Source organism: Mesorhizobium sp. M7D.F.Ca.US.004.01.2.1, assembly GCF_003997785.1.
GTDB classification, from domain to species: Bacteria; Pseudomonadota; Alphaproteobacteria; order Rhizobiales; family Rhizobiaceae; genus Mesorhizobium; species Mesorhizobium loti.
Map to the genome: position 1 here is coordinate 1 of NZ_RZRQ01000064.1, position 22,595 is coordinate 22,595.

Genomic DNA, 22,595 nt, shown 5'->3' on the forward strand with positions numbered 1-22,595 from the left:
ATCCTGACCAGCGCCGGCGGCATCGGCACCCCTTATCCGGCCCCGAGGGCGCTGGTCATTGCGCCACCGCCGCTGACCCCGATGCCCGATCCGTGGTTCGAGGGCATGTTTGGCGGCGGTCACGAAAAATCCAGGGATCTGGCCAGGCAGTACAAGGCGATGGCGGATTTCATGAAGATCGACTTCCTCAATGCCGGCGATTTCGTCACCACGGACGGTGTCGACGGCATTCATTTCACTGCCGCAAACAACGCCGATCTGGGGCGCGCCGTCGCCGACAAGGTCAAGTCGATCCTCGAGCCGAGCAAGGTCAGCACCGCCGCTTAAACCCGCCACGCCCGTCGGCTTGCGGCACACAGGCCCAGGGCGCAGGTGTATCGCTCGTTTCCTCCGGCGATACACATCGATACGGGGCCGTTTGGCCCCGTATCGATGTGGTGCTCGACGGTGGCAGACCTGTGTTGATCAGGGCTTTGTTCCCGGAACATCATCGGCGGACGCTTTGGTCTGGCGGTCGAAAACGACCGCCAGACCGTTCTTGACGGCAAGCGTGGCGACCATGTCGTCGAGTTCGCGATCGGGAATGGCGGGTTTGAGGACGTGCCGGATGGCCTGATAGGCCTGCTCGGTCGACACATAGTCGTAGCGCTTTTTGCGCGCTTCCACATATTGTTCGATGAGAATGCCCAATCGGCGGGCGGCGATGTCATCTCGTTGCTGCAAGGGAGCCTCCTCAAGCGTCGATCATCTGCAGACCCCTAGAATGTAAAAACCCGCGCCGCGAAAGTTAAGGCCTGCGGCAGGCTCGAAGCCAAATAAATACGCTGTCGTCACCGACGAACAGCGCGGCGGCCGGCGAGCCTTGCTTAGGCCTTGTCAAAATCGGGCGGCAACGATCGAGCCCCGAGCGCGAAGCGATCCGCCAGACCTGCATTCACAACAGCTCCGACAGAACGGCCATGAAGTGGTCGTTCTCCGATGCCGAGCCGATGCTGACGCGCACATAGGTGTCGAAGCCCTGCTGCTTCCACGGTTTGACGATGACGCCTTGGCGCAGCAGGCCCTCGACGAAGACGGAGGCATCTTGCCGGCAGTTGAAGAACAGGAAATTGCCCCTGGAGGGGGCGACGCCGAGCCCCTTGCTCTTGAGGAAAGTCTCGACGCGTGCTCGTTCCGCCATGGCCAGCGCGACGACCCTGGCGAGGTGTTCATCATCGGCGAGCGCCGCCAGTGCGGCGGCCTGGGCCATGGCGTTGGCATTGAAGGGCGTGCGGACACGATCGAGCAGCGCGCGCAGCTCCGGGTCGCCGACGATGCCGAAGCCGATCCGCAATCCGGCAAGCCCGAACGCCTTGGAAAAGGTTCGAAGCACGATCCAGGGCCGGTCGCGTCGGCTTAGGTAAGGCAGGGACGACGTATAGTCGTCGCCCTCGGCATATTCCGCATAGGCTTCATCGATGACGATCAGTGTCTCGTCGCTCACCGCATCCAGAACCCTCGACAGATCGCCGCCGGAGAGCCAGCTGCCGACCGGGTTCATCGGGTTCGAGAACAGCAGCATGCGGGGCCGTTCGCGCACCGCCTCGACCAGCGCGTCGACATTGATGGTGAGATCGTCGTCGACGGCAACGCGTTTGACGGTCGCGCCCATCAGCGTCGCATAGTCCTCATGCAGCGAGAACGACGGATAGAGCGTGACGACGGCGTCGCCTAGCCGCAACACGGCCCGGCTGATGACGGAGAGAAGGTCTTCGGAACCGTTGCCTAGGATAATCTGGTCCTCGGTGACGGCATATTTGTCGGCGATCGCCTGGCGCAGCTTGCGTCCGGCAGGGTCCGGATAGAGGCGGAACATCTCGGACCCGGCATGCATCGTCGTGGCCAGCGACGGGCTTGGCCCGAGCGGGTTTTCGTTCGAACCTAGTTTGGCGATCCTGGCCGGCGCGTATCGTTGTTGCACCTCGTCAATGGTCAGCCCGGAATTGTAGGGCGAAAGGCGGTTGACTTCGGTGCGAACCATATCCGAGGCTTTCGACACGGGCGGGCTCCTCTGCGGCGGATTTCGTCATCAGTACCGCAGCTGAAATAGTTTGTATATGCTTGTATATGTAACTTGATCTGATAGTCTCCAAACTGATGCCGAAGCCGACACCGACCAGGAGGATCACATGCGCAATGCTTCTCTCTTCGATCTCTCCGGCAGGAAGGCGCTTGTCACCGGCGCCAGTCGCGGCATCGGGCGCAGCATCGCCGAAGCGCTGAGCGCGGCCGGTGCCGACGTTGCGGTCACGGCGCGCAGCCTCGCTTCGCTGGAGGACACCGTGGCAGCCATCCGCGCCGCCGGCGGGGTGGCGCATGCCATCGCGCTCGACGTCACCGATGTCGGCCGCTGCCGCGCAGCCACCGACGAGGCGGCCGGCCTGCTTGGCGGCCTCGACATTCTCGTCAACAATGCCGGCGTGGAAGAGGTTCGGCCCTCGCTCGATGTCGACGAGGCGCTGTGGGACAGGATCGTCGACACGAATCTCAAGGGAGCGTTCTTCTGCGCCCAGGCCGCCGCGCGGCAGATGCGCGACGCCGGCCGGTCCGGCACCATCATCAATCTTTGTTCGCTGACATCTGAAGTCGGAATCCCCACGGCGGTGCCGTATGGCTCGTCTAAGTCAGGCCTGCTCGGCATGACCCGCGCCCTTGCGGCGGAGTGGGCGGAGCTTGGCATAAGGGTCAACGCCATCGCGCCGGGCTATTTTAGGACGGCGATGACTGACGTTTTCTACAGCAACGAGGCATGGCAGCACTCCATGCTGGCCAAGATCCCGCAGCGGCGTTTCGGCGACCTGCACGATCTGCACGGCATCGCGGTGTTTCTCGCTTCGGATGCCGCGGCCTACATAACCGGCCAGTCCATCCCGGTCGATGGCGGCTTTCTCGCCTCGATCTGATGTGCGGTTTGTCTCGGCAGTTTCGACCGGAAGGATGATGGAAAAATTGCTGGCGACCATCATACATACATGTATATGCTTTTGCCCGAGTGAAGCCTCTCGATGGCTTTGATCCTTGTCCCGGGTCGACCTGTCGGCCTGCAGAACTATGGCCGACCAACGTCAGCCGTCATTGCGTTCCAAGAGTTCCAGGAGAACGAGCAAACCATGTCCGAGATCAGCTTCCACGATTTGTCATCCATCGATGCCGACCAGCGCGCCAGTCTGCTGAAGCGCGCCGAGGCCGATCTGACGGTCTTCGTCGAGAAGGTCCGGCCGATCATCCAGGCCGTCAAGGACGAAGGCGACGCCGCCTTGATCCGGTTTGCCAGGGAACTCGACAAGGCCGATGTCGCCGAGGGCGAACTGCAAGTGTCGGAAGCCGAGTTCGACGCGGCGTTCGACAAGGTCGAAAAGGATGTCGTCGAGAGCATCCAGTTCGGCATCGACAACATCAGGCATTTTCATGAGGAGCAGAAGCCGGAAACGATGTGGCTCAAGGAAGTCCGGCCGGGCGCCTATGCCGGCGACAGGTACACGCCGATCGCTTCCGTTGCGCTCTACGTGCCGCGCGGTAAGGGCGCCTTTCCGTCGGTGACGATGATGACGTCGGTGCCGGCGGTGATTGCCGGCGTGCCGCAGATCGCTATCGTGACGCCGCCGACATCGGATGGGTCGGTGGATGCGGCAACGCTCGTCGCCGCGCGCCTCGCTGGCGTGGGGACCGTCTACAAATGCGGCGGCGCGCAAGCGGTCGCCGCCGTCGCCTACGGCACGGAAACGGTGAAGCCCGCGCTCAAGATCGTCGGCCCCGGCAGCCCGTGGGTGGTGGCGGCCAAGAGCGTGTTGTCATCGGTCATCAACACAGGCCTTCCAGCCGGTCCGTCGGAAGCGATCATCTTTGCCGATGACAGCGTCGACGGCGGCCTTGCCGCGCTCGACCTGTTGATCGAAGCCGAGCACGGGCCGGATTCCTCGGCCTATCTGGTGACGCACAGCCGCAAGGTTGCGGAAGCCGCTTTGGCTGCACTTCCAGAACATTGGTCGCGGATGACCGAGCAGCGTGTGGAGTTCTCGCGCGCGGTGCTGACCGGCAAGCGCGGCGGCATCGTGCTGACGGCGTCGCTGGAAGACAGCTACCGCTTCATCAACGACTATGCCCCAGAACATCTCGAGATCCTGTCGAAGGAGCCGTTCGCGCATCTCGGCCGCATCACCGAGGCGGCTGAAATCCTCATGGGTCCGCACACGCCGGTGACACTTGCCAACTTCGTCCTCGGACCCAATGCGGTGCTGCCGACCAGCCGCTGGGCGCGAACCTACGGGCCGCTTTCGGTGACGGATTTCGTCAAGCGCTCGTCGGTCGGCTATGTCACCTCTACGGCCTATCCGGAACTCGCCCTGCACGCCCGCAGGCTCGCCCGCTACGAGGGCTTCAGCTCGCATGAGAACGCGGTCTCGGAAATCCGCGACCGCTATCTCGCCGGCTGAGCGGAAACGATCGCGATGAAGGCTGCTCGACTTTATGGACCTGGTGACCTGCGCGTCGAGGATGTTGCCACGCCGGGCGCGCCGGATGCCGGCTGGGTGAAGCTCAGGGTCGACGCCGCCGGCATTTGCGGTTCGGACCTGCACAATTTCCGCACGGGACAGTGGATAAGTCGGTCGCCTTCGACGGCCGGCCATGAGGTGACCGGCACGGTGACCGCCATCGGCGCGGGCGTCGATAGCGTCGCCGTCGGCGACAGGGTGGTTGCCGATTCCCGGTTCTGGTGCGGAGACTGCGGGCAATGTCATGCCGGCAGGCGGCATCTCTGCGCGTCGCTGGGCTTCGTGGGTGAGATCTGCGACGGCGGCTTTGCCGAACAGGCGGTGTTGCCCGCACGGCTTTTGCATATCATCGATGCCGGGCTCGACGAGCGGGTCGCGGCGATGGCCGAACCGCTCGCGGTGGCGCTGCACGCGGTGCGGCGCCTGCCGAAAACGGCCGGCTCCGTGCTGGTCGTCGGCTGCGGGCCTATCGGCGGTCTTGCCGCGCTGCTGCTCTCTCGAACCTTCGCCGGCACCGTGCTCGTTGCCGACCGCAACCAGAGCCGCTGCGCCCGGGTGGCGCGGGTGACGGGTGCCACGATTGTCGATCTGAACCGGGATGCCATTGCCGCCGCAACCGCCAATGCCCCGCTGCTCGCGGCCATTGAGGCGACCGGCAGCGTCGCGGCGCTCAATCAGTTGCTCGGCGTTCTCGATCCCGGCGGCACGATCGCCATGGTCGGCATCTTCCATGACCGTCTCGACATCGATCCCAACACGCTGGTCGAACGCGAAATCGGGTTGCTGGGATGCCATGCCTTTGCCGACGAACTGCCCGAGGCGGTGCGGATGCTGGGTGAACTCGGCGAACCGCTGCTGGCGTTGATCGACCAAGAGATCGGCCTGGATGAGATTCCCGCCGCCTATCAGCGGCTGTTGGCGGGGCAAAGCGATGGCTTGAAAACAATCATCCGCATGCGGCAACCTGTCGAGCAGTCGTGATTTCCGATAAATCGCCGGAAAGGACTTTTGAAATGATCACTTTGCCCGACACGGCCAGCCCTCTCTACGAGAAGGTGAAGGACTACATCCTGGCGAACATCGGAACGGGCCGGTGGGGCAAGGATCGCAAGCTGCCGTCCGAGAATGAGTTGGTGGCTTCACTCGGCGTGTCGCGGATGACGGTTCACCGGGCCCTCAGAGAGTTGACCTCGGCGGGGTTCCTGATCCGTCTGCAAGGTGTGGGCACCTTCATCGCGCCACCACGGCCGCAATCGACGCTGATCGAGATCAACAACATCGCAGCCGAGATCGTCGAGCGCGGCAACAGGCATCGCTCCGAAGTCCTCGTCCTAGAAACCATCATGCCGACAAAGGAGCTGGCGCTGTCGTTCGAGTTCGCAAAGCGTGTCTCGATCTATCATTCCGTCGTCGTCAATTTCGAGAACGATTTGCCGGTGCAGCTCGAAGAGCGCTTCGTCAATCCGAGCCTCATCCCCGACTATGACAAGCAGGATTTTTCGAAGACGGCGACCTATGACTACCTCATGCAGAAAACCCCGGTGACCGAGGTCGAGCACATCATCTCGGCGATCCCCGCGGATGCCGAGACGGCGCGGCATCTGGGCATCGATGTCGGCGCCTGCTGCCTTTTCCTGCACCGCCGGACATGGACAGGCGCGGTGGTGGCGACGATCAGCAAGCTGACTTATGCCGGCAGCCGCTACTCGCTCGGCAGCCGCTATTCCCCCTCCAAAAACAACTGACGGCAATGCTGCGAATGCAAGCCGGAGAGGTTTCGTTATCAATGTATATACATGTACTGATGAAGGTAGCTTCGCCCTCGGGGAATGACCCGGCCAGAGGGAACGGTATATGACGCAGACACCCAGCCGCACGGCGCGGATCCGGGCGCTCGCGCAGCATGATGTTGCCGAGGCGCAGAGCGCTCTGGCGGCGCTGCTGGGCGATCTGTTCGCGATGCGCCCCTGCAACGTCCGCATCAACTTCGACAAATACAGCCTCAATTCGTTGAACGGCTTCTTCGAAGACGACGGCAAGGCCTACTTCTTCAAGTTCCATCAGGAGGAGCGGGAAGAGGCGATGACGGGCGAGTATTACCGCGCCGAGATCCTGTCGCGCGCCGGCCTGCCGGTCGACCAGCCGGTGCATATGTCGGCCCAGCCCGGCGAGCAGATCCTTGTCTATCGCCGCCGCACGGATCCGAGGTTTTCGGATGTGCTGTTCGCGCTCGATGCGCAGGACGATGCCGGCAAACGGCAAGAAGCCGTTCTTGCCGAGCGCGACCTGTCGGCCAGGCTGCTCAAGGTCTATCTCGAGACGCTGCATCCGGTAACCGTCGAGGAGGTGACGGCGGAGCCGATCCACAGGCTGTTTCATGAGCGGCTGATCGATGCCGAGACACGCTTGTCGCCAGGCGGCCGGCTGGCCGATTTCTATATCGGCAAGCCGTTTGCCTTTCCCGGTTTGGAGCTGAATTGGGATCGGTTTTCCCGGCTGAAATTCGTCATCAACGGCCAGCAGTACACCGACAGCGTCGGTGAGCTCTTCGACGCCGCCGCAATGCGCTTGCGGCCGGGCCGGCTTGCCGACGCAGGCGGCGTGGTCGCGCATGGCGACGCCCACAACGCCAATGTCTGGTACACGGCGAAGTCGGGGAGGGCGGAGCTGTCCTTCTTCGATCCCGCCTTTGCCGGCTCGCATATCCCGACGCTGCTGGCGGAGGTGAAGGCGACGTTCCACAACATCTTCGCCCATCCGTTCTGGCTCTATGATCCGGCGACCGCGACCGAGGCTTTTCGTGCCCAGGCGCGGCTGGAGGGGAACCTGCTCCATGTCGACACGGATTGGGACCTGAGCCCTGTCCGCCGCGACCTGCTGGAGATCAAGGCGACAGCGCTGTGGCGGCCATTGCTGCTGGAACTCAAACGGCGCTGCATGCTGCCGGCCGATTGGCGGGCGGTGCTGCGGGCCGGTCTTTTCCTGTCGCCGACGCTGGTCATGAACCTGCGCGCCGGCGCGCGCAGCCACACGCCGGTCTCCTCCCTCATTGCCTTTTCAGTCGCGGTCATGGTCGGCAGCGAACCTGTTGCCGGAACCGATCGGGTGACCGGTTTCCTCGACCGGATCGATCCGGAACAAGCGTGAGTCATCGTCGCGATAGGGCAGGCGGATATGCCCCGCCAGTGTGAAAAATTGAGTCTTTCCAACTTGTATATGCATGTATGTATTTTAGCCTTGACATCCGCTCCCGCTGACGCTGAAATATCCTCGCACTTCACCATGAAGTGGCAGGTAAGACGCCGAGGCACAGTGCCGCAAGAGCAGAAACCCGCAGTCTCACCAGACCGGCTACCTGGGTTAGAAAAAGCGGTCTGATCATCAAGGGGAACAAAGATGATGCGTAACCTAACAGGACAATTTCGCGCGCTTGTGATGGCCGCCGCCATCGGGCTCGCCGCTGCCCCGGCAGCCTACGCGGCCGATACGGCCATTCCCACCACGCCCGAGACGGGATCGTTCAAGATCGGCATCGAACCCTGGCTTGGCTATGGCCAGTGGCATGTCGCTGAGGCCAAGGGCCTGTTCAAGACAAACGGGCTGACGGACGTCCAGATCGTCAACTTCGCCGAGGACAAGGACATCAATGCAGCCCTTGCAAGCGGCCAGCTCGACGCCGCCAACATCGCCACCCACACGGCGATGGGCATGGTGGCGGCCGGCCTGCCGGTGAAGATCGTGCTGCTGCTCGACGTCTCCATGACCGCCGACGCCATCATCGCCGGCAAGGACGTCACCTCCATCGCGGACCTCAAGGGCAAGCAGGTGGCCTTCGAGGAAGGCACGACGAGCGACATCCTGCTCAAATACGCGCTCGCCAGGAACGGCATGTCGATCGACGACGTGAAGCCGGTTCCGATGCCGGCCTCCGACGCCGGCAGCGCCTTGATCGCCGGCCAGGTGCCGGTCGCGGTGACCTATGAACCGTACCTCACCGTCGCCATGGCGCAGAACAAGGATCTCAAGCTGCTGTTCACCGCCGGCGAGGATCCCGGCCTGATCAGCGACGTGCTGGTGGTGCGTGACGAGGTGATCAAGTCGCGACCCGGCCAGGTGCTGGCCATGATCAAGAGCTGGGACGCAGCGCTCAAGGACTACAATGCCGACACGCCCGGTGGGCGCGCCATCATCGCCAAGGCTGTCGGTTCGGACGTCAAGGACCTCAACACCGCCTTTGACGGCGTGCGCTACTACTCACTCGCCGAAAACAAGACGGCGCTGACAGGCGACTTCACCACCAAGACCTTCGCCGATGTCGAAGCCGCCGCCAAGAACGCCAAGCTGCTGCAGGCCGATGTGACGCCGGAGCAGATGATCGACCCGTCCTTCGTCAAGGCGGCGGAATGACCAAGGCCGGATCGCGGTGGTGACACAGATGTCCGGGGAGCATCCCACGGAAACAGGCTCGGCGCACTCCGCGCCAGGCCTCATCGCGAAGCCGGTGAGGCGCCGCCGATCCTCCGGGATCGGCGTGCCCATCGCCAGGTCGCGCTTCCTGATCATCGCGGTTTCTGTCTTTGTCGGGCTTGGCCTTGCCTGGTGGGCGGCGACCGGACTGGGGTTGGTAAAGCCGATCTTCCTGCCGTCGCCGGGCAGCGTCGCGACGCAGATCGCCAAGCTCGCGACCGACGGCACGTTGTGGCTGGACCTCAAAGCCTCGATGTATCGCATTTCCATCGGCTTCCTCATCGCCTCGGCACTGTCGATACCGATTGGCGTGCTGATCGGCAGTTTCCGCTCCTGGGAAGCGGCCATCGAGCCGCTGGTGGATTTCATCCGCTACATGCCGGTCGTCGCTTTCGTGCCGCTTTCCATCCTGTGGGCGGGCACCGGCGATTCGCAGAAGTTCCTGATCATCTTCATCGGCACCTTCTTCCAGCAGGTGCTGATGATCATGGACAATGTGAAACGGGTTCCCGCCGATTTCATCGGCCTTGGGCGCACGCTTGGCCTGCCGGATCGCAAGATCCTGACGCGCATCGTCGTGCCCAGCGCCTTGCCGGGTATCTGGGATACGCTGCGCATCAGCCTGGGCTGGGCATGGACCTGGCTGGTGCTGGCCGAACTTGTCGCCGCGACATCGGGGCTCGGTTATCGCATCACCGTGTCGCAGCGCTATTTCCAGACCAACACCATCATCGGCTACATCCTGCTGCTTGGCCTGCTCGGCCTCATCACCGACCAGGTGATGAAGGCGCTGGAAAAGGTGCTGTTCAAGCAAGAGGGCCGCTCGCAATGAGGTCCAGCCGATGAGCCCTCCCAAATTGCGGATCGCCGGCCTGCACAAGAGTTTCGGCACCGGCGAGCGGCGCACGGAAGTGCTGCGCGACATCAACCTGGATCTTGCCGACAACGAGTTTGTCTCCCTGGTCGGCACGTCAGGTTGCGGCAAGAGCACGCTGCTGTCGATCGTGGCCGGACTGCAGGACTTCGACGCCGGCGATCTCAGCATCGATGACGCGCCGATCCTGCAGCCGGGCCTCGACCGTGGCGTCGTCTTCCAGTCCTACACGCTGCTTCCCTGGCTGACGGCGCGGCAGAACATCGAGTTTGCCCTCAAGGCCGCCGGTTACGATCGCCCGACCTGCCGCAGGATCGCGCTGGAGCATCTCGAACTCGTCAAGCTGTCCGACTGCGCCGACCGCTATCCGGCCGAACTCTCGGGCGGCATGAAACAGCGCGTCGCCATCGCGCGTGCGCTTTCCTATCGGCCCAAGATGCTGTTGATGGACGAGCCCTTCGGCGCCCTCGATGCCTTGACCCGGCATCAAATGCAGGAACTTCTGACCCAGATCTGGGAGGAACACAGGTTGACCGTCCTGTTTGTCACCCATGACGTGGAGGAGGCCGTCTATCTGTCGGACCGCATCGTTGTCATGGGCATCGGCCCGGGACGCATCACGCAGACCTTCAACGTCGATATCGAGCGCCCGCGCCGCGAAGAGGTGATGGAAAGCCCTGCATTCATGGATCTGCAACGCGGCGTGCACAAGGCCATCCGCGAGGGTTCAAAACGCCCCGAAATGGCCTAGGCGCCTGCGGTCGTTTGCAGGCCCAATCACGTCGCCTTGCCGACCGACGCGTCCAGTTGCAGCTCGCCTTCCGAAATATCGTCGAACGAGGCGTAGTTCATATTGTAGAGGCGGGCGTAGAGGCCTTTTCTTGCCATCAGCTGTTCATGGTTGCCGCTTTCGACGATCTCGCCGTTCTGCAAGACGATGATGCGGTCGGCGCCGCGGATGGTGGCTAGGCGGTGGGCGATGACCAGCCCGGTACGGCCTTCCAGCAGGGTGATCAGTGCCTTCTGGATCAGCATCTCGGTGTAGGAATCGATGCTGGCGGTGGCTTCGTCGAGCACGAGGATCTTTGCATCCGCCACCAATGCGCGCGCAAAACTGATCAGCTGGCGCTGGCCGAGCGAGAGGTTGCCGCCGCGCTGCTCGAGTTCGGTGTCGTAGCCGTCGGGCAGGTTCTCGATGAAGTCGTGCGCGCCGACGGCCTGTGCGGCGCGGACCACCTCTTCGCGGCTGGCTGATGTCTTGTGGTAGCGGATGTTTTCCAGCACCGAGCCGGAAAACAGGAACGGCTCTTGCAGCACCATGGCGACCTGATCGCCGAGCGAATCCTGGGTCAGGTCACGCACATCATGGCCGCCGACCAGGACCTCACCCGACCAGACATCGTAGAAGCGGTGCACCAGCGCCATTGAGCTCGACTTGCCCGATCCTGTCGGGCCGACCAGGGCCACGGTCTCGCCCGGATTGACGCGAAACGAGATGTTCTTCAGCACCGGCTGGTTCGGCCTATAGCCGAAGGTGACGTTCCTGAACTCGACCGAGCCGTCCATATCGCGCGACAACGCGATAGCACCTTGCCTGTCGCTGACGTCCACCGGCACGTCGAGCACTTCGGAGATGCGCTGGCCGGAAGCCATGGCGCGTTGCATGACGCTGTACTGCATGGTGAGCGAGCGGATCGGGTCGAAGAAGCGCTGGATGTAGAACAGAAACGCCACCATGACGCCGATGTCGAGGCTGTGCGACAGCACCATCGAACCGCCGACGACGATGACCGTCGCCATGGCGATGCCGGTCAGCGTGTCGACGATCGGCACCATTACCTGCGCGTATTTCGCCGAGGTCAGATGGGCATTGAGATTGGCCAGAACCTTCTCGTCGTAGAGGTCGAAATTGACGTGCTGGCGTTCCAGGCTCTGCACCGTGCGCACGCCATGGATGCCTTCGGCCAGCGCGCCGTTGGCGATCGAATTGGTCTCGTGCGCGGCCATGAAGGCGACCTTGGCGCGCGGCAGCCAGAACAGGCGCACGATGAACAGCACCGGCATGGTCGACAGCGTCAGCAAGCCGAGCCGGAAATCGAGCCAGAGCAGGACGCTAACGATGCCGAACAACAGCACGATGTCGCCCACCGACATGACCGACGTCTCGAGGAACTCCTGCATCGAATTGACGTCGCCCTGCAGGCGCGACATCAGCCGGCCGACCTCGGTCTTGTCCATGAAGCTCAGCGAGACACGCTGCAGATGGCTGAACATGGCGCGGCGCAGGTCGGACAGCACGTTTTCGGCCACCTTGCCGACGACGCTTTCCTGCACGTAGCTGGCGGCATAGTTGATGAGGATGATCACGGCGAAAGCGCCGGTCGCGGCGATCATCACCGACTGGTCGAGCCTGCCCGCCGTCATGCCGTGGTCGATGGCGTAGCGGATGACCAGCGGGATCGCCAATTGCGTCAGCGTGAACACCAGCACGGCGGCGACCGAGATGAAAATCCGGCTCTGATACGGCTTCACGAAGCTCCAGATGCGCCTGACGATGCGCGGATCGTAGGCCTTGCCGAAAACCTCTTCCTCGTCGCGATGCGAGCCGACGACAGCCTTGGTCGGCCGGCCGCTGGTGTCTTCCTTGTCGTCGTCGCTCTGTGTCGACATCATGCGGCTCCCATGGCCGCAGGCCGGTCGTCTTCCGGTCGCAGCTGCAGGTCGTACAGCGCGCGATAGCGTCCACCCAGCGCCAGCAACTCCTCATGCGTGCCGCGTTCGACGATCCGGCCGCCCTCGACGAACAGGATCTGGTCGGCATGCATCAGCGAACTCAGCCGGTGCGAGATGATCAGCGTGACGCGATCCTTGGCGAAGCGCTTCATGGCCGCCCGGATGCGCTGCTCGGTGCCGGCGTCGATGGCCGCGGTCGAATCGTCGAAGACCAGCACCGATGGCCGTAGCATCAGGCTGCGAGCGATGGTCAGGCGCTGCCGCTGGCCGCCGGAAAGCGAGGCGCCGCGTTCGCCGACGACCGTGGTGTAACCCGCCGGGAGCCCGATGATGTAGTTGTGCAGCTGGGCGTACTCGGCGGCCTGTCCGATGCGGGTCTCGCGCGCCCAGGGATTGCCGTAGGCGATGTTGTTCTCGATCGAGGTGGTGAACAGGAACGCGTCCTGCTGCACGACGCCGACGGCCTTGCGCAGCGATTGCAGCGTCACCTCGCGGATGTCCTGGCCGTCAATGGTGATCTTGCCCGAGGTGACGTCGTAGAAGCGCGGGATCAGGTGCGCGATGGTCGACTTGCCGCTGCCCGGCGGGCCGACAAGGCCGATGGTCTCGCCGGACCTCGCCTCGAAGGAGATGCCGGACAGCGTCGGGCGGTCGCCCGCGCCCTCATAGCGGAAGCCGACATTGTCGAAGCGCAGCACGCCGTCGGCGACGACGAGGTCCTTGGCGCCGGGCGCGTCCTCGATGTCTAGCTCGGCATCGAGCAGTTCGAACAGGCGGGTGCCGCAGGTCGAGGCGCGCGCGAAGGAATTGACCATCAGGCCGAGCTGGCGCACCGGCATCTGCAGGATGGTCATGAAGGTGAGGAACTGGGCCAGCGTGCCGACGCTGATCTGGCCTGCGATCACCTTCTGGCCGCCGAACCAGAGCACCAGGCCCATGGCGGCCAGGAACGAGAAGTTCATGGCGCTGGTGTTCGAGACGCGGATGTCGACGCGCTGATTGGCAAGCTCCAGCGCCGACAGCTTGGCGCGGTCGAATTTTTCCAGCTCATGCCGCTGTGCCGCGAAGGCCCGCACGACGCGGATGCCGCCGAGATTCTCATCCATCACCCGGCTCAGCACCGAGAGGCGCTCCTGCAAAGTCAGCCAGGTGCTGCGCAACGCCAGCTGGGTGACCGAGGACCGCCAGGCGACGAACGGCACAAAACTTAGGCTGAGCAGCCCGAGCACGAGATCGGTGCTGATCAGGAGATAGGCGCCGACGCCGATCAGCACGCCGAGCAGCACGACGCGCAGGATGCCGGTGGAAAAGAACATGCGCACGCCGTCGAGATCGAGCAGGCCGAGCGTGATGAGATCGCCGGTATGGACCCTGTCGTGGTAGGCGAAGCTCAGGCGCTGGATCTTCTCATAGAAAGCCAGGCGCAGTTCATAGCCGGTGCGGTGGCCGACGGCCTCGCCATAGTAGTTCTGCGCCATGGTGAAGAGGCCGCGCAGGATGCTGACGACGAGCAGCGTCAGCGCCGTGTTCCACAGCGCTTGTTCCGCGGCAGCACCGGCGCCCGCGGCCATCACGCCCTGCGCCTGGTCGATGGCGCGTCCCAGCAGGCGCGGGATGAAAAGCTGCAGCGTCGCCGCGATGAAGGTCGAGACGATGGTGATGGCGACCTGCCAGGGATGGCGCAGCGTCATGCGCACGATGCGGAGCAAGGTGCTGAGGCCCTTGCCCCAGGAGGCTTCCGCCACATGGGCAAACGATTTGCCGCGCTCCGGCGCGCCGCCGATTGCTTGCGTGTTCAAGGAAAATATCCAAGCCAATCCGGGCGTTAGCCCGGACTAATAAAGCAGACTCAATTCAGATGGGGCGATGTTACGCGTGTCCGAGTTGACCCTTCAAGAGCCAATTCTGACATCGCACTGTACCTGAACGGAAAGATGCTGCTCTGCGGACCTTCGGACTGCTGTCGAGCCGCTCAAAAACCCTGGCCGTGCCGCCAGCACGCGATCCGGTGGCCGGCCGCAACCTCTGTGGCCGGCGGTTCCGCCTTTCGGCAGTCGGGCAGAACCAGGGGGCAGCGGTCGGCAAAGGAGCATCCCGTGTTCGGGCTGTCGGCTGCCTCGATCTCGGCTGGAGCGAATGGTTTCGGCTCGGCCGCATCGGAGGACGCGGCCAGCAGCAGGGCCGTATAGGGGTGATTGGGGCCTTGGAAAATCTGGTCGGAGGAACCGGTTTCGACGAGGTGGCCGCGATAGAGCACGCCGATCCTGTCGGCCATGTAGCGCACCACCCTGAGGTCGTGGCTGATGAACAGATAGGTCGTGTCCTTGTCGCGCTGCAGGTCGTTGAGCAGGTTGAGGACCGTCGCCTGGACGGAGACGTCGAGCGCCGAAGTGGGTTCGTCGAGCACGACGACCTTCGGCACGCCGGCGAAGGCGCGCGCTATGGCCGCCCGTTGCCGCTGGCCGCCGGACAGCGATCGCGATTTCTGTTCGGCCGTGATGCCGGCGAGGCGAACCGAGGCCAGCAGGTCGCTGACGCGCGCTCTCACCTCGCTCCGGCGCAGGCCGGCGAGCCGGCGCAGTGGGCGGCCGAGGATCCTGCCGATCCGCTGGCGCGGATTGAGCGTGCGGTCCGGCGACTGGAAGACCATCTGCACATCACGGCGTTCGGCAAGGTTTCTCTTCTCGACGCGTGGCGCGACCGTTCTGCCGAACAGTTCGACCGACCCGGCATCAGGCGTCTGCAGGCCGGTGACGATCCGTGCCAGGGTCGACTTGCCGGAACCGGACTCGCCGATCAGCCCGAAGGTTTCGCCCTGGCAGATGTCGAGATCGACGTGGTGCAGCACTGGCTGGCTGCCGAAGGCATGGCTTATGCCCTTGCAGGCGATCGCGATCCGGCGTTCTTTCGGCGCGCCGGCGTCTTCATCCTGGACAGCCGGGTGCGGTGGCAGGTCGGGTCTATCGGTCTCCGCCAGCCTTCCATCCCGCTTGGTGTAGTTGATGGCCGGGATCGAGGCGATGAGCGCCTTTGTGTAGGCATGAGAAGGATTGTCGAAGACATCGCCGGCGGCGCCGCTTTCGACCACGGCTCCCGCCTGCATCACCGCCACCCGGTCGCAGGAGCGGCGGATCATGTTGATGTCGTGGCTGATCAAAAGGATGCTGGTTTTGTGATCCTTGCGGAGGTCATGCAGGATGGCGATGATCTCGGACTGGACGCTGGCGTCGAGCGCCGTCGTCGGCTCGTCCAGCACCAGCAGCGACGGGTCGAGCGCAATGGCGATGGCAATGTTGGCGCGCTGCTGCATGCCGCCGGAGAGTTCGTGCGGATAGAGCCCCAGCACACGCTCCGGATGGCTGACGCGGACACGGCCGAGCAGTTCGGCGGCACGCTCGCGCGCCTCGTCGAGGCGCACCGGGCGGTGCCGCATGATCGTCTCGGTGATCTGGCGGCCGATCGTCATGCTTGGATTGAGGGCAGCACCGGGATGCTGGTAGACGGCGGCGATGTGATTTCCCCTGAGCTGGCGCAGCTGCTCGGCGGAAAGGTCGCGGATTTCCCGACCCTGGAATTCCAGCGCTGACGCCGCGAGGCGGGCGTTCTTCGGCAGATAGCGCAGTATGGCGAGCGCCACCGAGCTTTTGCCAGATCCCGACTCGCCGACCAGGCCGAGCGCTTCGCCTTCGCCGATGTGCAGCGACACGCCGCTGACGGCGGGATGCGATCCCTTGCGCCCGTCATAGGCGATGGACAGCTGGTCTACGTTCAGAACCGAGGAGGACATGGGGACTTGAAACCACTTTCTTCCAGCGCTGCCATCGAGGGCAATCGCTTCCGCTTTCGCAATGCATTATCTCTATAAAATTACTCGGATTAAGCCGGAGCGCAATCTACCTTTCTCGGATCAGCAGAGATTGTCGCCGCTTGCCGAGGCAGCGCGACGGTCTCCGGAGCAGATCTGGAAGGAGGCCGGCATGGCTCGAGACCACATGATCCTCAGCGCATTTTTCTTCAACCCGCAGGGCGATCATCGGATGTCGTGGCGCCATCCGCGGGCGCCGGGCCGGGAAGTGCTGGACTTCGAATTCTATCGCGATCTCGTGCAGGCGGCCGAGCGCGCCAGGATCGACACGATCTTCGTCGCCGATCACGTTTCGATCTGGGATTCGGTCAAGAGCGGCGTCGCCCACTACGCCAATGCCCGCCTCGAACCGCTGACGCTGTTGTCGGCGCTGGCCGGTGTGACCAAGCATATCGGCCTGATCACCACGGCGTCGAGCTCCTACAGCGAGCCCTACAATGTGGCGCGCATGTTTGCCTCGCTCGACCACATCAGCAAGGGCAGGGCGTCGTGGAACGTCGTCACCTCGGCCATGGACGAGGAAGCGCGCAATTTCGGCCGCGACGGCAATATCGAACATGCATTCCGCTACGAGCGCGCGGCCGAATTCCTCGATATCGTCAAGGCGCTGTGGGACAGCTGGGAAGACGAGGCGCTGCTGATCGACAAGGCGTCAGGCTATTTCGCCGACCCCGACAAGGTCCATCCCATCGATCACAAGGGCAAGCACTTCAGGGTGCGCGGGCCGCTCAACGTCTCGCGGTCGCCACAGGGCCATCCGCTGATCGTCCAGGCGGGCTCCTCAGAGGACGGCAAGAACTTCGCCACCGCCCAGGCCGATGCGCACTTCGCCATCTACAGCACCAAGGAGGATGGCATCAAATATCGTCAGGATATCAACGAGCGTCTCGCCCGCCACGGCAGGCGGCCGGAGAGTTTCAAGATCCTGCCCGGCATCCTGCCGATCGTCGCGGCTTCAGAGGCGGAAGGCCGGGAAAGGCAGGAGTATCTGCAGACCTTGCTCCCCGATCAGGTTGGCATCGACCTTCTGTCCAGCTGGAGCGGGCTGGACCTGTCGGTGTTCCCGCCGGACGGGCCGCTGCCGCCGCTGCCGGACGAAAGCACCTTCAATGGCGGGCGCACCTCGCTCAACCGCGTCAAGCAGTGGGCGAAGCAGAATCTCAGCCTGCGCGAGATCGCCCGCAAGCTCGCCAACAGCGGTTCGGTGCCGACCGTCGCCGGCACGCCGGTACAGATCGCCGACCAGTTGCAGGACTGGTTCGTGTCGGGTGCCGCCGACGGCTTCAACCTGATGTTCCCGCTGCTGCCCGAGGATTGGGTGAACTTCGCCGAACAGGTGGTGCCGGAGCTGCAGCGCCGCGGCGTATTCCCGACCGAATACGCGCCGGGAACGTTGCGCGACCGCTTCGGCCTGGCGCGGCCCGCCAACCGCTTCGCCGAGCAGCGCGACAATGCGCGCGCCGTGTCCTGACCGGGAGAACAATCATGACCATCGCACCGAGATTGCAGCCGCGCGAAGCCACCGCTCCGCGGCTCGTCAATGTCCTGCACAGCCCCAAGCGCGTGCGCGTCAAATTCGGCGGCCGCACCATCGCCGACAGCCGCAATGTGCTGGTGCTGCGCTCCAACCATTTCCTGCCGATCTACTTCTTCCCGCCGTCAGCGGTCGACCCATCGGTGCTGAAACCCTCGCTGCATCGTGAGCCTCATCCGGTCGGTGGCGAGACCGCCTATTGGGACATCGACAACGGCGATAGGCGCAGTGCCAACGCCGCCTGGTCGTTCGTCTCGCCGCCGGATGAAAACCTGTCGCCCCTGGCCGGGCGCATCGCCTTCACATGGAAGGCCGTCGACCAATGGTTCGAAGAGGAAGAGGAAGTCTTCGTCCATGCGCGAGACCCGTATGCACGCATCGATGTGCTGCAAAGCTCGAGCCATGTGCAGGTCTGGTTCGATGGCGAGCCGATCGCCGACAGCCATCGTCCGGTGCTGCTGTTCGAGACGCATCTGCCGACGCGTTTCTATCTGCCCTCGGAAGACATCCGGCTGGAGCGGCTGACGGCGTCCGTCACCACGACGCGATGTCCCTACAAGGGCATCGCCTCCTACTGGTCCGGCCTGCTGAGCGACGGAACGGTGCGCCCGGACATCGCCTGGAGCTACCGGGATCCCATAGAGGAAATGCCGAAGATCAAGGGCCTCATCGCCTTCTATCCGCAGGCCGTCGACCGCATCCATCTCGACGGCGAACCCGTCGCATAGCTTTTCAATCTTCATTTCAGAGCAGGGGTTTAACATGACCAAACGCAGAGATATCGACTCACTTCGCAATCTGTCGGGGGACATCTGGAATATCGCCGTCGACGAATATCAGGGTGGCTTTCTCAAGCGCCGCGATCTCCTGAAATATGCCGCACTGCTTGGCCTGACCGGCTTTGCCGCCTCACAGGGGCTGGGAGGCGCCCGCGCCGCGGGCGCCACAGGCGGCACCGTTCGTGTCGGGCTTGGCCAGCCGACCAAGGCGATCGATCCGGTTTCGGTGACCGATCCGGCCAGCATCGGGGTGATCAGCCAGGTCGGCGAGTATCTGATCCTCGACGACCCGAAGGACGGGCTGCAGCCGAAGCTCGCTCTGTCCTGGGAAGCCGACGAGACGGCCAGCCGCTGGACCTTCAAATTGCGGCCAGGGGTGAAATTCCACGATGGCCGCGTGGTCACGGGCCGGGATGTGGTGGCGAGCTTCGAGCGGCTGGTCGATCCGGCCAGCGGCTCGTCGGCCTTGTCGGCCTACAAGGGCATCCTGTCCAAGGGCGGCGCCAAGCTGGTCGACGACGAAACCGTCGCCTTCGATCTCGATGGTCCGAACAGCAACTTCCCGTTCTATGTCTCCTCCGACGTCTACAATGCCGTCATCCTGCCGGCCGACTATGCCGGTGATTTCGAGAAGACTTTCAACGGCACCGGCCCGTTCAAGCTCGAATCCTTCCGCCCCAAGCAAGGCGCCAGCTTCGTGCGCAATGAGGATTACTGGGGCGACAAGGCGCTGCCCGACCGGGTCGAGATCAAGTTCTTCGACGACGAGCAGGCGCAGGTGCTGGCGCTGCAGGCCGGCCAGCTCGACGTCATCCCGAGCACGACGCGCCTGGAACTGGCTATTGAGGGCAATCCCAATTTCAAGCTGCTGAGCGTGCAGGCAAGCTCGCATGACCAGGTGCATCTGCGCACCGACCAGGCGCCGTTCACCGACAAGCGCATCCGCCGTGCGCTGGCGCTCACCATCGACCGCGAGGCGGTGGTCAAAGGTCTGCTGAAGGGCCGCGCCATCGTCGGCAACGACACCCCGTTCGCCCCGATCTTCCCCTCGGCCGATCCGTCGGTGCCGCAGCGCAAGCAAGACATTGCCGAGGCCAAGCGGCTGCTTGGCGAGGCGGGTGTGCCGAACGGCTTCGAGGTGACGCTGACCACCGAACGCGCCTATGACATTCCCGACTACGCGGTGATCATCCAGAACTTCGCCAAGAAGGCCGGCATCGACGTCAAGCTCAATGTCCTGCCACAGGATGCCTATTACGGCTCGGCGACCTTCGGCAGCTCGCCCTGGCTGGATTCGGTGCTCGGCATCACCGACTACGGCCATCGCGGCACGCCCGACATCTTCCTCAACGCGACGCTGAAGAGTTCGGGAGCCTGGAACGCGGCGCATTTCAACAATCCGGCCTATGATGCGCTGCTGCTCGACTACTCCAAGGCGCGTGACCTGCAGGCACAGCGCCTCGTTGCCGGCAAGATCCAGACCTTGCTGCTCGACGAGACGCCGGCGATCATCAGCTACTTCTCGCAATACAGCCGCATCGTCAGCTCGAAGGTCGAGGGCGTGCGCTTCACCGCGATCTCGCATCTGCTGCTCGACCGCGTTTCCTTCGTCCAGGCATGATCGCGACATGCTGACGGGCCGCATTCTGGCAGCGCGTGTGGGCACACTTGTCCTCACGCTATGGCTGGTCAGCATCCTGGTGTTCTTCGCCGGGCAGGTTCTGCCCGGCGATGTCGGCCGTGTGATGCTCGGGCCTTTTGCCGACGCGCAAGCGGTGGCGGAACTGAACAAGCGGCTCGGCGCGGACCAGTCGGTTCTCCTCCAGTACTGGCTCTGGTTCAGCAAAGCCGTGACCGGCGACTTCGGCACCTCGCTGTCGATGCGCGGGCCGGTGGCGCCGTTCGTGCTCGAAAGCCTCAAACGCTCCGCGGCCCTTGCCGGCATTATCTTGATCTTTCTCGTTCCGCTCGGCGTTGGCGCTGGCGTGGTTGCCGGTCTCAATGCCGGCCGCCTCATCGATCGGCTGATCGTCATGGCGGGCGTTTCCTTCGGCATCGTTCCTGATTTCGTTTCCGGCCTGATGCTTCTCATCATTTTCGGCCTGTGGCTGAACTGGTTTCCGATCTCCGGCGTTGCGCCCGATGGCGCGGGCTTCTGGACGCATGGCTACTATCTGATCCTGCCGGCGCTGCCGCTGGTGCTGAACCTTGCCGGCTATATCGCCCGGATGACGCGGGCAGGGGTGATCGAGGCGATGGCCGCCGATTACACACGCACCGCGGTCCTGAAAGGGCTCGAGCGGCGCGAGATCATCTTTCGGCACGTGCTGCGCAATGCGCTGACGCCGACCATCGCGGTGCTGGCGACGCAGACTGGATACATGCTTGGCGGGCTGGTGGTGATCGAGGCTTTGTTCGGCATCCAGGGACTGGGCAATCTGGTTCTGAACGCGGCCAAGGCCCGCGACTTCCCGATGCTCGAGGCGGGCGTGCTGGTGATGGCGGCGATCTTCGTGCTGTCGGCGGCGGCGGGTGACCTCGTGCTGGCCCTGCTCGATCCGCGGCAACGCCGCCGGACCTCGCCATGACGGATCTTGCGGAGTTTCCCGCACCGCGGCGCGCCATGGTTGGCTTTCCGGCAGTGCGCCGAATCCGCAGTGCTTTCTCCGAACTGCCCCTATCGGTCGTGGTCGGATCGCTGCTGCTGCTGTTCTGGGTCGCCTGCGCGCTGTTCGGCAACCTCTTCGTTCCATACGATCCCTATGCCGAGGATTTCCTCGCCATGTTGACGCCGCCCGATGCCGCGCACTGGTTCGGCACCGATCAGCTCGGCCGCGACGTGCTGTCCCGCATTATCGTCGGATCACGCGACATCCTGCTGGTTGCGCCGCTGGCCACACTTGCCGGCGTTGCCGCCGGCAGCATCATCGGCCTGGTGCTCGGCTATTTCGACGGCCTCACCGATGCCATCGGTGCGCGGCTGCTCGATACGCTGATGGCGTTTCCGTTCATCGTTCTCGTCACCATGACGCTGGTGGCGATCGGACCGTCGAACCTCACCGTCATCCTGGTGATCGGCATCGCCTACGCGCCGCTGGTGGCGCGCACCGTTCGCGCCGCCGTGCGCGAGCAGAAGGAGCGCGACTATGTCAGCGCCGCGCGGCTCGGCGGCGAAGGCGCTCTCGCCATCATGTTCCTGGAGATCCTGCCCAACATCCGGGAAACGATCCTGATCGAGCTGGTCACAAGGCTGGGCTACGCGTTCTTTTCGATCGCGACGCTGAGCTTTCTGGGCCTCGGCATCCAGCCGCCATCGGCCGATTGGGGGCTGGCCGTCGCCGACGGCTATGGCTTCCTGACCGGCGGCAAATGGTGGGTCGTCGTCTTCAATTCCGCGGCAATCGTCTCGCTGGTCATGGCAACGAACCTTATCGCGCAAGGCATCGGCGCCTTCGAGAATAGCGATGCATGAGCCTTGATCGGGCGCGCCGAAAAATCTCTTTTGCATTGAAGCCTGGCGCGCATCCTTATATCGCATGGCTATGAAGAAAATTGGTTTCCTGTCATTCGGGCACTGGACGCCCTCGTCGCAATCGCAAGTGCGCTCGGCTTCGGACGCGCTTTTGCAGTCCATCGACCTCGCCGTCGCCGCCGAACAGCTCGGCGCGGATGGCGCCTATTTCCGCGTGCATCATTTCGCCCGCCAGCTCGCTTCGCCGTCCCCGCTGCGGGCGGCGGTCGGCGCAAAGACCAGCCGCATCGAGATCGGCACCGCCGTGATCGACATGCGCTACGAGAATCCGCTCTACAT

The 22,595-nt window shown here is 63.8% G+C and carries 19 protein-coding genes and 1 pseudogene; 15 read left to right on the forward strand and 5 right to left on the reverse strand.

Features of this window, described 5'->3' with window-relative positions:
- Positions 1–327 (forward strand): annotated as a pseudogene (locus EN993_RS12005) (hydrolase); the annotation flags it as partial.
- 138 nt (positions 328–465) lie between these two features.
- Here EN993_RS12005 and EN993_RS12010 read toward each other — a convergent pair.
- Positions 466–723 (reverse strand): hypothetical protein, encoded by a 258-nt coding sequence (locus tag EN993_RS12010; RefSeq protein ID WP_126069969.1) that lies wholly within the window; start codon positions 721–723, stop codon positions 466–468.
- Positions 724–934: 211 nt separating this feature from the next.
- On the reverse strand, positions 935–2,038 hold the full coding sequence (locus EN993_RS12015) for a histidinol-phosphate transaminase (protein ID WP_127263312.1): 1,104 nt from the start codon (positions 2,036–2,038) through the stop codon (positions 935–937).
- A 130-nt stretch (positions 2,039–2,168) separates the two neighbouring features.
- Here EN993_RS12015 and EN993_RS12020 point away from each other — a divergent pair, with 130 nt between their 5' ends.
- The 8 genes from EN993_RS12020 to EN993_RS12060 all read left to right on the forward strand — a co-directional run bounded on the left by EN993_RS12020 (position 2,169) and on the right by EN993_RS12060 (position 10,624).
- The gene (locus EN993_RS12020) at positions 2,169–2,942 is read left to right on the forward strand and encodes a 3-oxoacyl-ACP reductase family protein (protein ID WP_127263313.1); all 774 of its coding nucleotides are present in this window, start codon (positions 2,169–2,171) and stop codon (positions 2,940–2,942) included.
- Between the two features lie 207 nt (positions 2,943–3,149).
- The gene (gene hisD, locus EN993_RS12030) at positions 3,150–4,472 is read left to right on the forward strand and encodes a histidinol dehydrogenase (protein ID WP_127263314.1); all 1,323 of its coding nucleotides are present in this window, start codon (positions 3,150–3,152) and stop codon (positions 4,470–4,472) included.
- A 15-nt stretch (positions 4,473–4,487) separates the two neighbouring features.
- Positions 4,488–5,513 carry a zinc-binding dehydrogenase gene (locus tag EN993_RS12035; protein ID WP_127263315.1) on the forward strand — a complete coding sequence of 342 codons (1,026 nt, stop codon included), beginning with the start codon at positions 4,488–4,490 and terminating at the stop codon, positions 5,511–5,513.
- 32 nt (positions 5,514–5,545) lie between these two features.
- Complete coding sequence (gene hutC / locus EN993_RS12040; protein WP_127263316.1) at positions 5,546–6,277, forward strand: histidine utilization repressor; 732 nt, start codon at positions 5,546–5,548, stop codon at positions 6,275–6,277.
- Positions 6,278–6,386: 109 nt separating this feature from the next.
- Positions 6,387–7,679: a hypothetical protein gene (locus EN993_RS12045; protein WP_127263317.1), complete on the forward strand. Its 1,293-nt coding sequence runs from the start codon at positions 6,387–6,389 to the stop codon at positions 7,677–7,679.
- Between the two features lie 252 nt (positions 7,680–7,931).
- Positions 7,932–8,939: an ABC transporter substrate-binding protein gene (locus EN993_RS12050; RefSeq protein ID WP_127263327.1), complete on the forward strand. Its 1,008-nt coding sequence runs from the start codon at positions 7,932–7,934 to the stop codon at positions 8,937–8,939.
- A 124-nt stretch (positions 8,940–9,063) separates the two neighbouring features.
- The gene (locus tag EN993_RS12055; protein ID WP_206532366.1) at positions 9,064–9,831 is read left to right on the forward strand and encodes an ABC transporter permease; all 768 of its coding nucleotides are present in this window, start codon (positions 9,064–9,066) and stop codon (positions 9,829–9,831) included.
- Positions 9,832–9,841: 10 nt separating this feature from the next.
- Complete coding sequence (locus EN993_RS12060) at positions 9,842–10,624, forward strand: ABC transporter ATP-binding protein (RefSeq protein WP_127263318.1); 783 nt, start codon at positions 9,842–9,844, stop codon at positions 10,622–10,624.
- A gap of 26 nt (positions 10,625–10,650) precedes the next feature.
- Here the strand turns inward: EN993_RS12060 and EN993_RS12065 are convergent, their stop codons facing one another.
- From EN993_RS12065 to EN993_RS12075, 3 genes are all read right to left on the reverse strand, one after another.
- The gene (locus EN993_RS12065) at positions 10,651–12,543 is read right to left on the reverse strand and encodes an ABC transporter ATP-binding protein (protein ID WP_127263319.1); all 1,893 of its coding nucleotides are present in this window, start codon (positions 12,541–12,543) and stop codon (positions 10,651–10,653) included.
- Positions 12,543–14,405: an ABC transporter ATP-binding protein gene (locus EN993_RS12070; RefSeq protein WP_127263320.1), complete on the reverse strand. Its 1,863-nt coding sequence runs from the start codon at positions 14,403–14,405 to the stop codon at positions 12,543–12,545. The genes EN993_RS12065 and EN993_RS12070 overlap by 1 nt, the downstream gene beginning before the upstream one ends.
- A gap of 173 nt (positions 14,406–14,578) precedes the next feature.
- Positions 14,579–16,393 carry an ABC transporter ATP-binding protein gene (locus EN993_RS12075; protein ID WP_127263321.1) on the reverse strand — a complete coding sequence of 605 codons (1,815 nt, stop codon included), beginning with the start codon at positions 16,391–16,393 and terminating at the stop codon, positions 14,579–14,581.
- 190 nt (positions 16,394–16,583) lie between these two features.
- Here EN993_RS12075 and EN993_RS12080 point away from each other — a divergent pair, with 190 nt between their 5' ends.
- The 6 genes from EN993_RS12080 to EN993_RS12105 form a co-directional block, all read left to right on the forward strand.
- Positions 16,584–17,942, forward strand: coding sequence for an LLM class flavin-dependent oxidoreductase (locus EN993_RS12080; protein ID WP_127263322.1), 1,359 nt, complete (start codon positions 16,584–16,586; stop codon positions 17,940–17,942).
- 14 nt (positions 17,943–17,956) lie between these two features.
- On the forward strand, positions 17,957–18,733 hold the full coding sequence (locus tag EN993_RS12085) for a DUF427 domain-containing protein (protein WP_127263323.1): 777 nt from the start codon (positions 17,957–17,959) through the stop codon (positions 18,731–18,733).
- Between the two features lie 34 nt (positions 18,734–18,767).
- On the forward strand, positions 18,768–20,405 hold the full coding sequence (locus tag EN993_RS12090; protein ID WP_127263324.1) for an ABC transporter substrate-binding protein: 1,638 nt from the start codon (positions 18,768–18,770) through the stop codon (positions 20,403–20,405).
- Positions 20,406–20,412: 7 nt separating this feature from the next.
- Entirely contained in the window at positions 20,413–21,372 is a 960-nt protein-coding gene (locus EN993_RS12095; RefSeq protein WP_127263325.1) for an ABC transporter permease, read from the forward strand.
- Entirely contained in the window at positions 21,369–22,256 is an 888-nt protein-coding gene (locus EN993_RS12100; protein ID WP_127263326.1) for an ABC transporter permease, read from the forward strand. The genes EN993_RS12095 and EN993_RS12100 overlap by 4 nt, the downstream gene beginning before the upstream one ends.
- 70 nt (positions 22,257–22,326) lie before the next feature.
- Positions 22,327–22,595: LLM class flavin-dependent oxidoreductase (locus EN993_RS12105; protein ID WP_164757634.1), on the forward strand; the 269-nt coding region annotated here is incomplete at its 3' end.

Coding starts and splice junctions, on each gene's coding strand:
- EN993_RS12020 (WP_127263313.1), top strand. CDS start 2,169: ATGCGCAATGCTTCTCTCTTCGATCTCTCCGGCAGGAAGGCGCTTGTC.
- EN993_RS12045 (WP_127263317.1), top strand. CDS start 6,387: ATGACGCAGACACCCAGCCGCACGGCGCGGATCCGGGCGCTCGCGCAG.
- EN993_RS12095 (WP_127263325.1), top strand. CDS start 20,413: ATGCTGACGGGCCGCATTCTGGCAGCGCGTGTGGGCACACTTGTCCTC.
- EN993_RS12035 (WP_127263315.1), top strand. CDS start 4,488: ATGAAGGCTGCTCGACTTTATGGACCTGGTGACCTGCGCGTCGAGGAT.
- EN993_RS12100 (WP_127263326.1), top strand. CDS start 21,369: ATGACGGATCTTGCGGAGTTTCCCGCACCGCGGCGCGCCATGGTTGGC.
- EN993_RS12085 (WP_127263323.1), top strand. CDS start 17,957: ATGACCATCGCACCGAGATTGCAGCCGCGCGAAGCCACCGCTCCGCGG.
- EN993_RS12090 (WP_127263324.1), top strand. CDS start 18,768: ATGACCAAACGCAGAGATATCGACTCACTTCGCAATCTGTCGGGGGAC.
- hutC (WP_127263316.1), top strand. CDS start 5,546: ATGATCACTTTGCCCGACACGGCCAGCCCTCTCTACGAGAAGGTGAAG.
- EN993_RS12050 (WP_127263327.1), top strand. CDS start 7,932: ATGCGTAACCTAACAGGACAATTTCGCGCGCTTGTGATGGCCGCCGCC.
- EN993_RS12060 (WP_127263318.1), top strand. CDS start 9,842: ATGAGCCCTCCCAAATTGCGGATCGCCGGCCTGCACAAGAGTTTCGGC.
- EN993_RS12080 (WP_127263322.1), top strand. CDS start 16,584: ATGGCTCGAGACCACATGATCCTCAGCGCATTTTTCTTCAACCCGCAG.
- EN993_RS12075 (WP_127263321.1), bottom strand. CDS start 16,393: ATGTCCTCCTCGGTTCTGAACGTAGACCAGCTGTCCATCGCCTATGAC.
- EN993_RS12065 (WP_127263319.1), bottom strand. CDS start 12,543: ATGTCGACACAGAGCGACGACGACAAGGAAGACACCAGCGGCCGGCCG.
- hisD (WP_127263314.1), top strand. CDS start 3,150: ATGTCCGAGATCAGCTTCCACGATTTGTCATCCATCGATGCCGACCAG.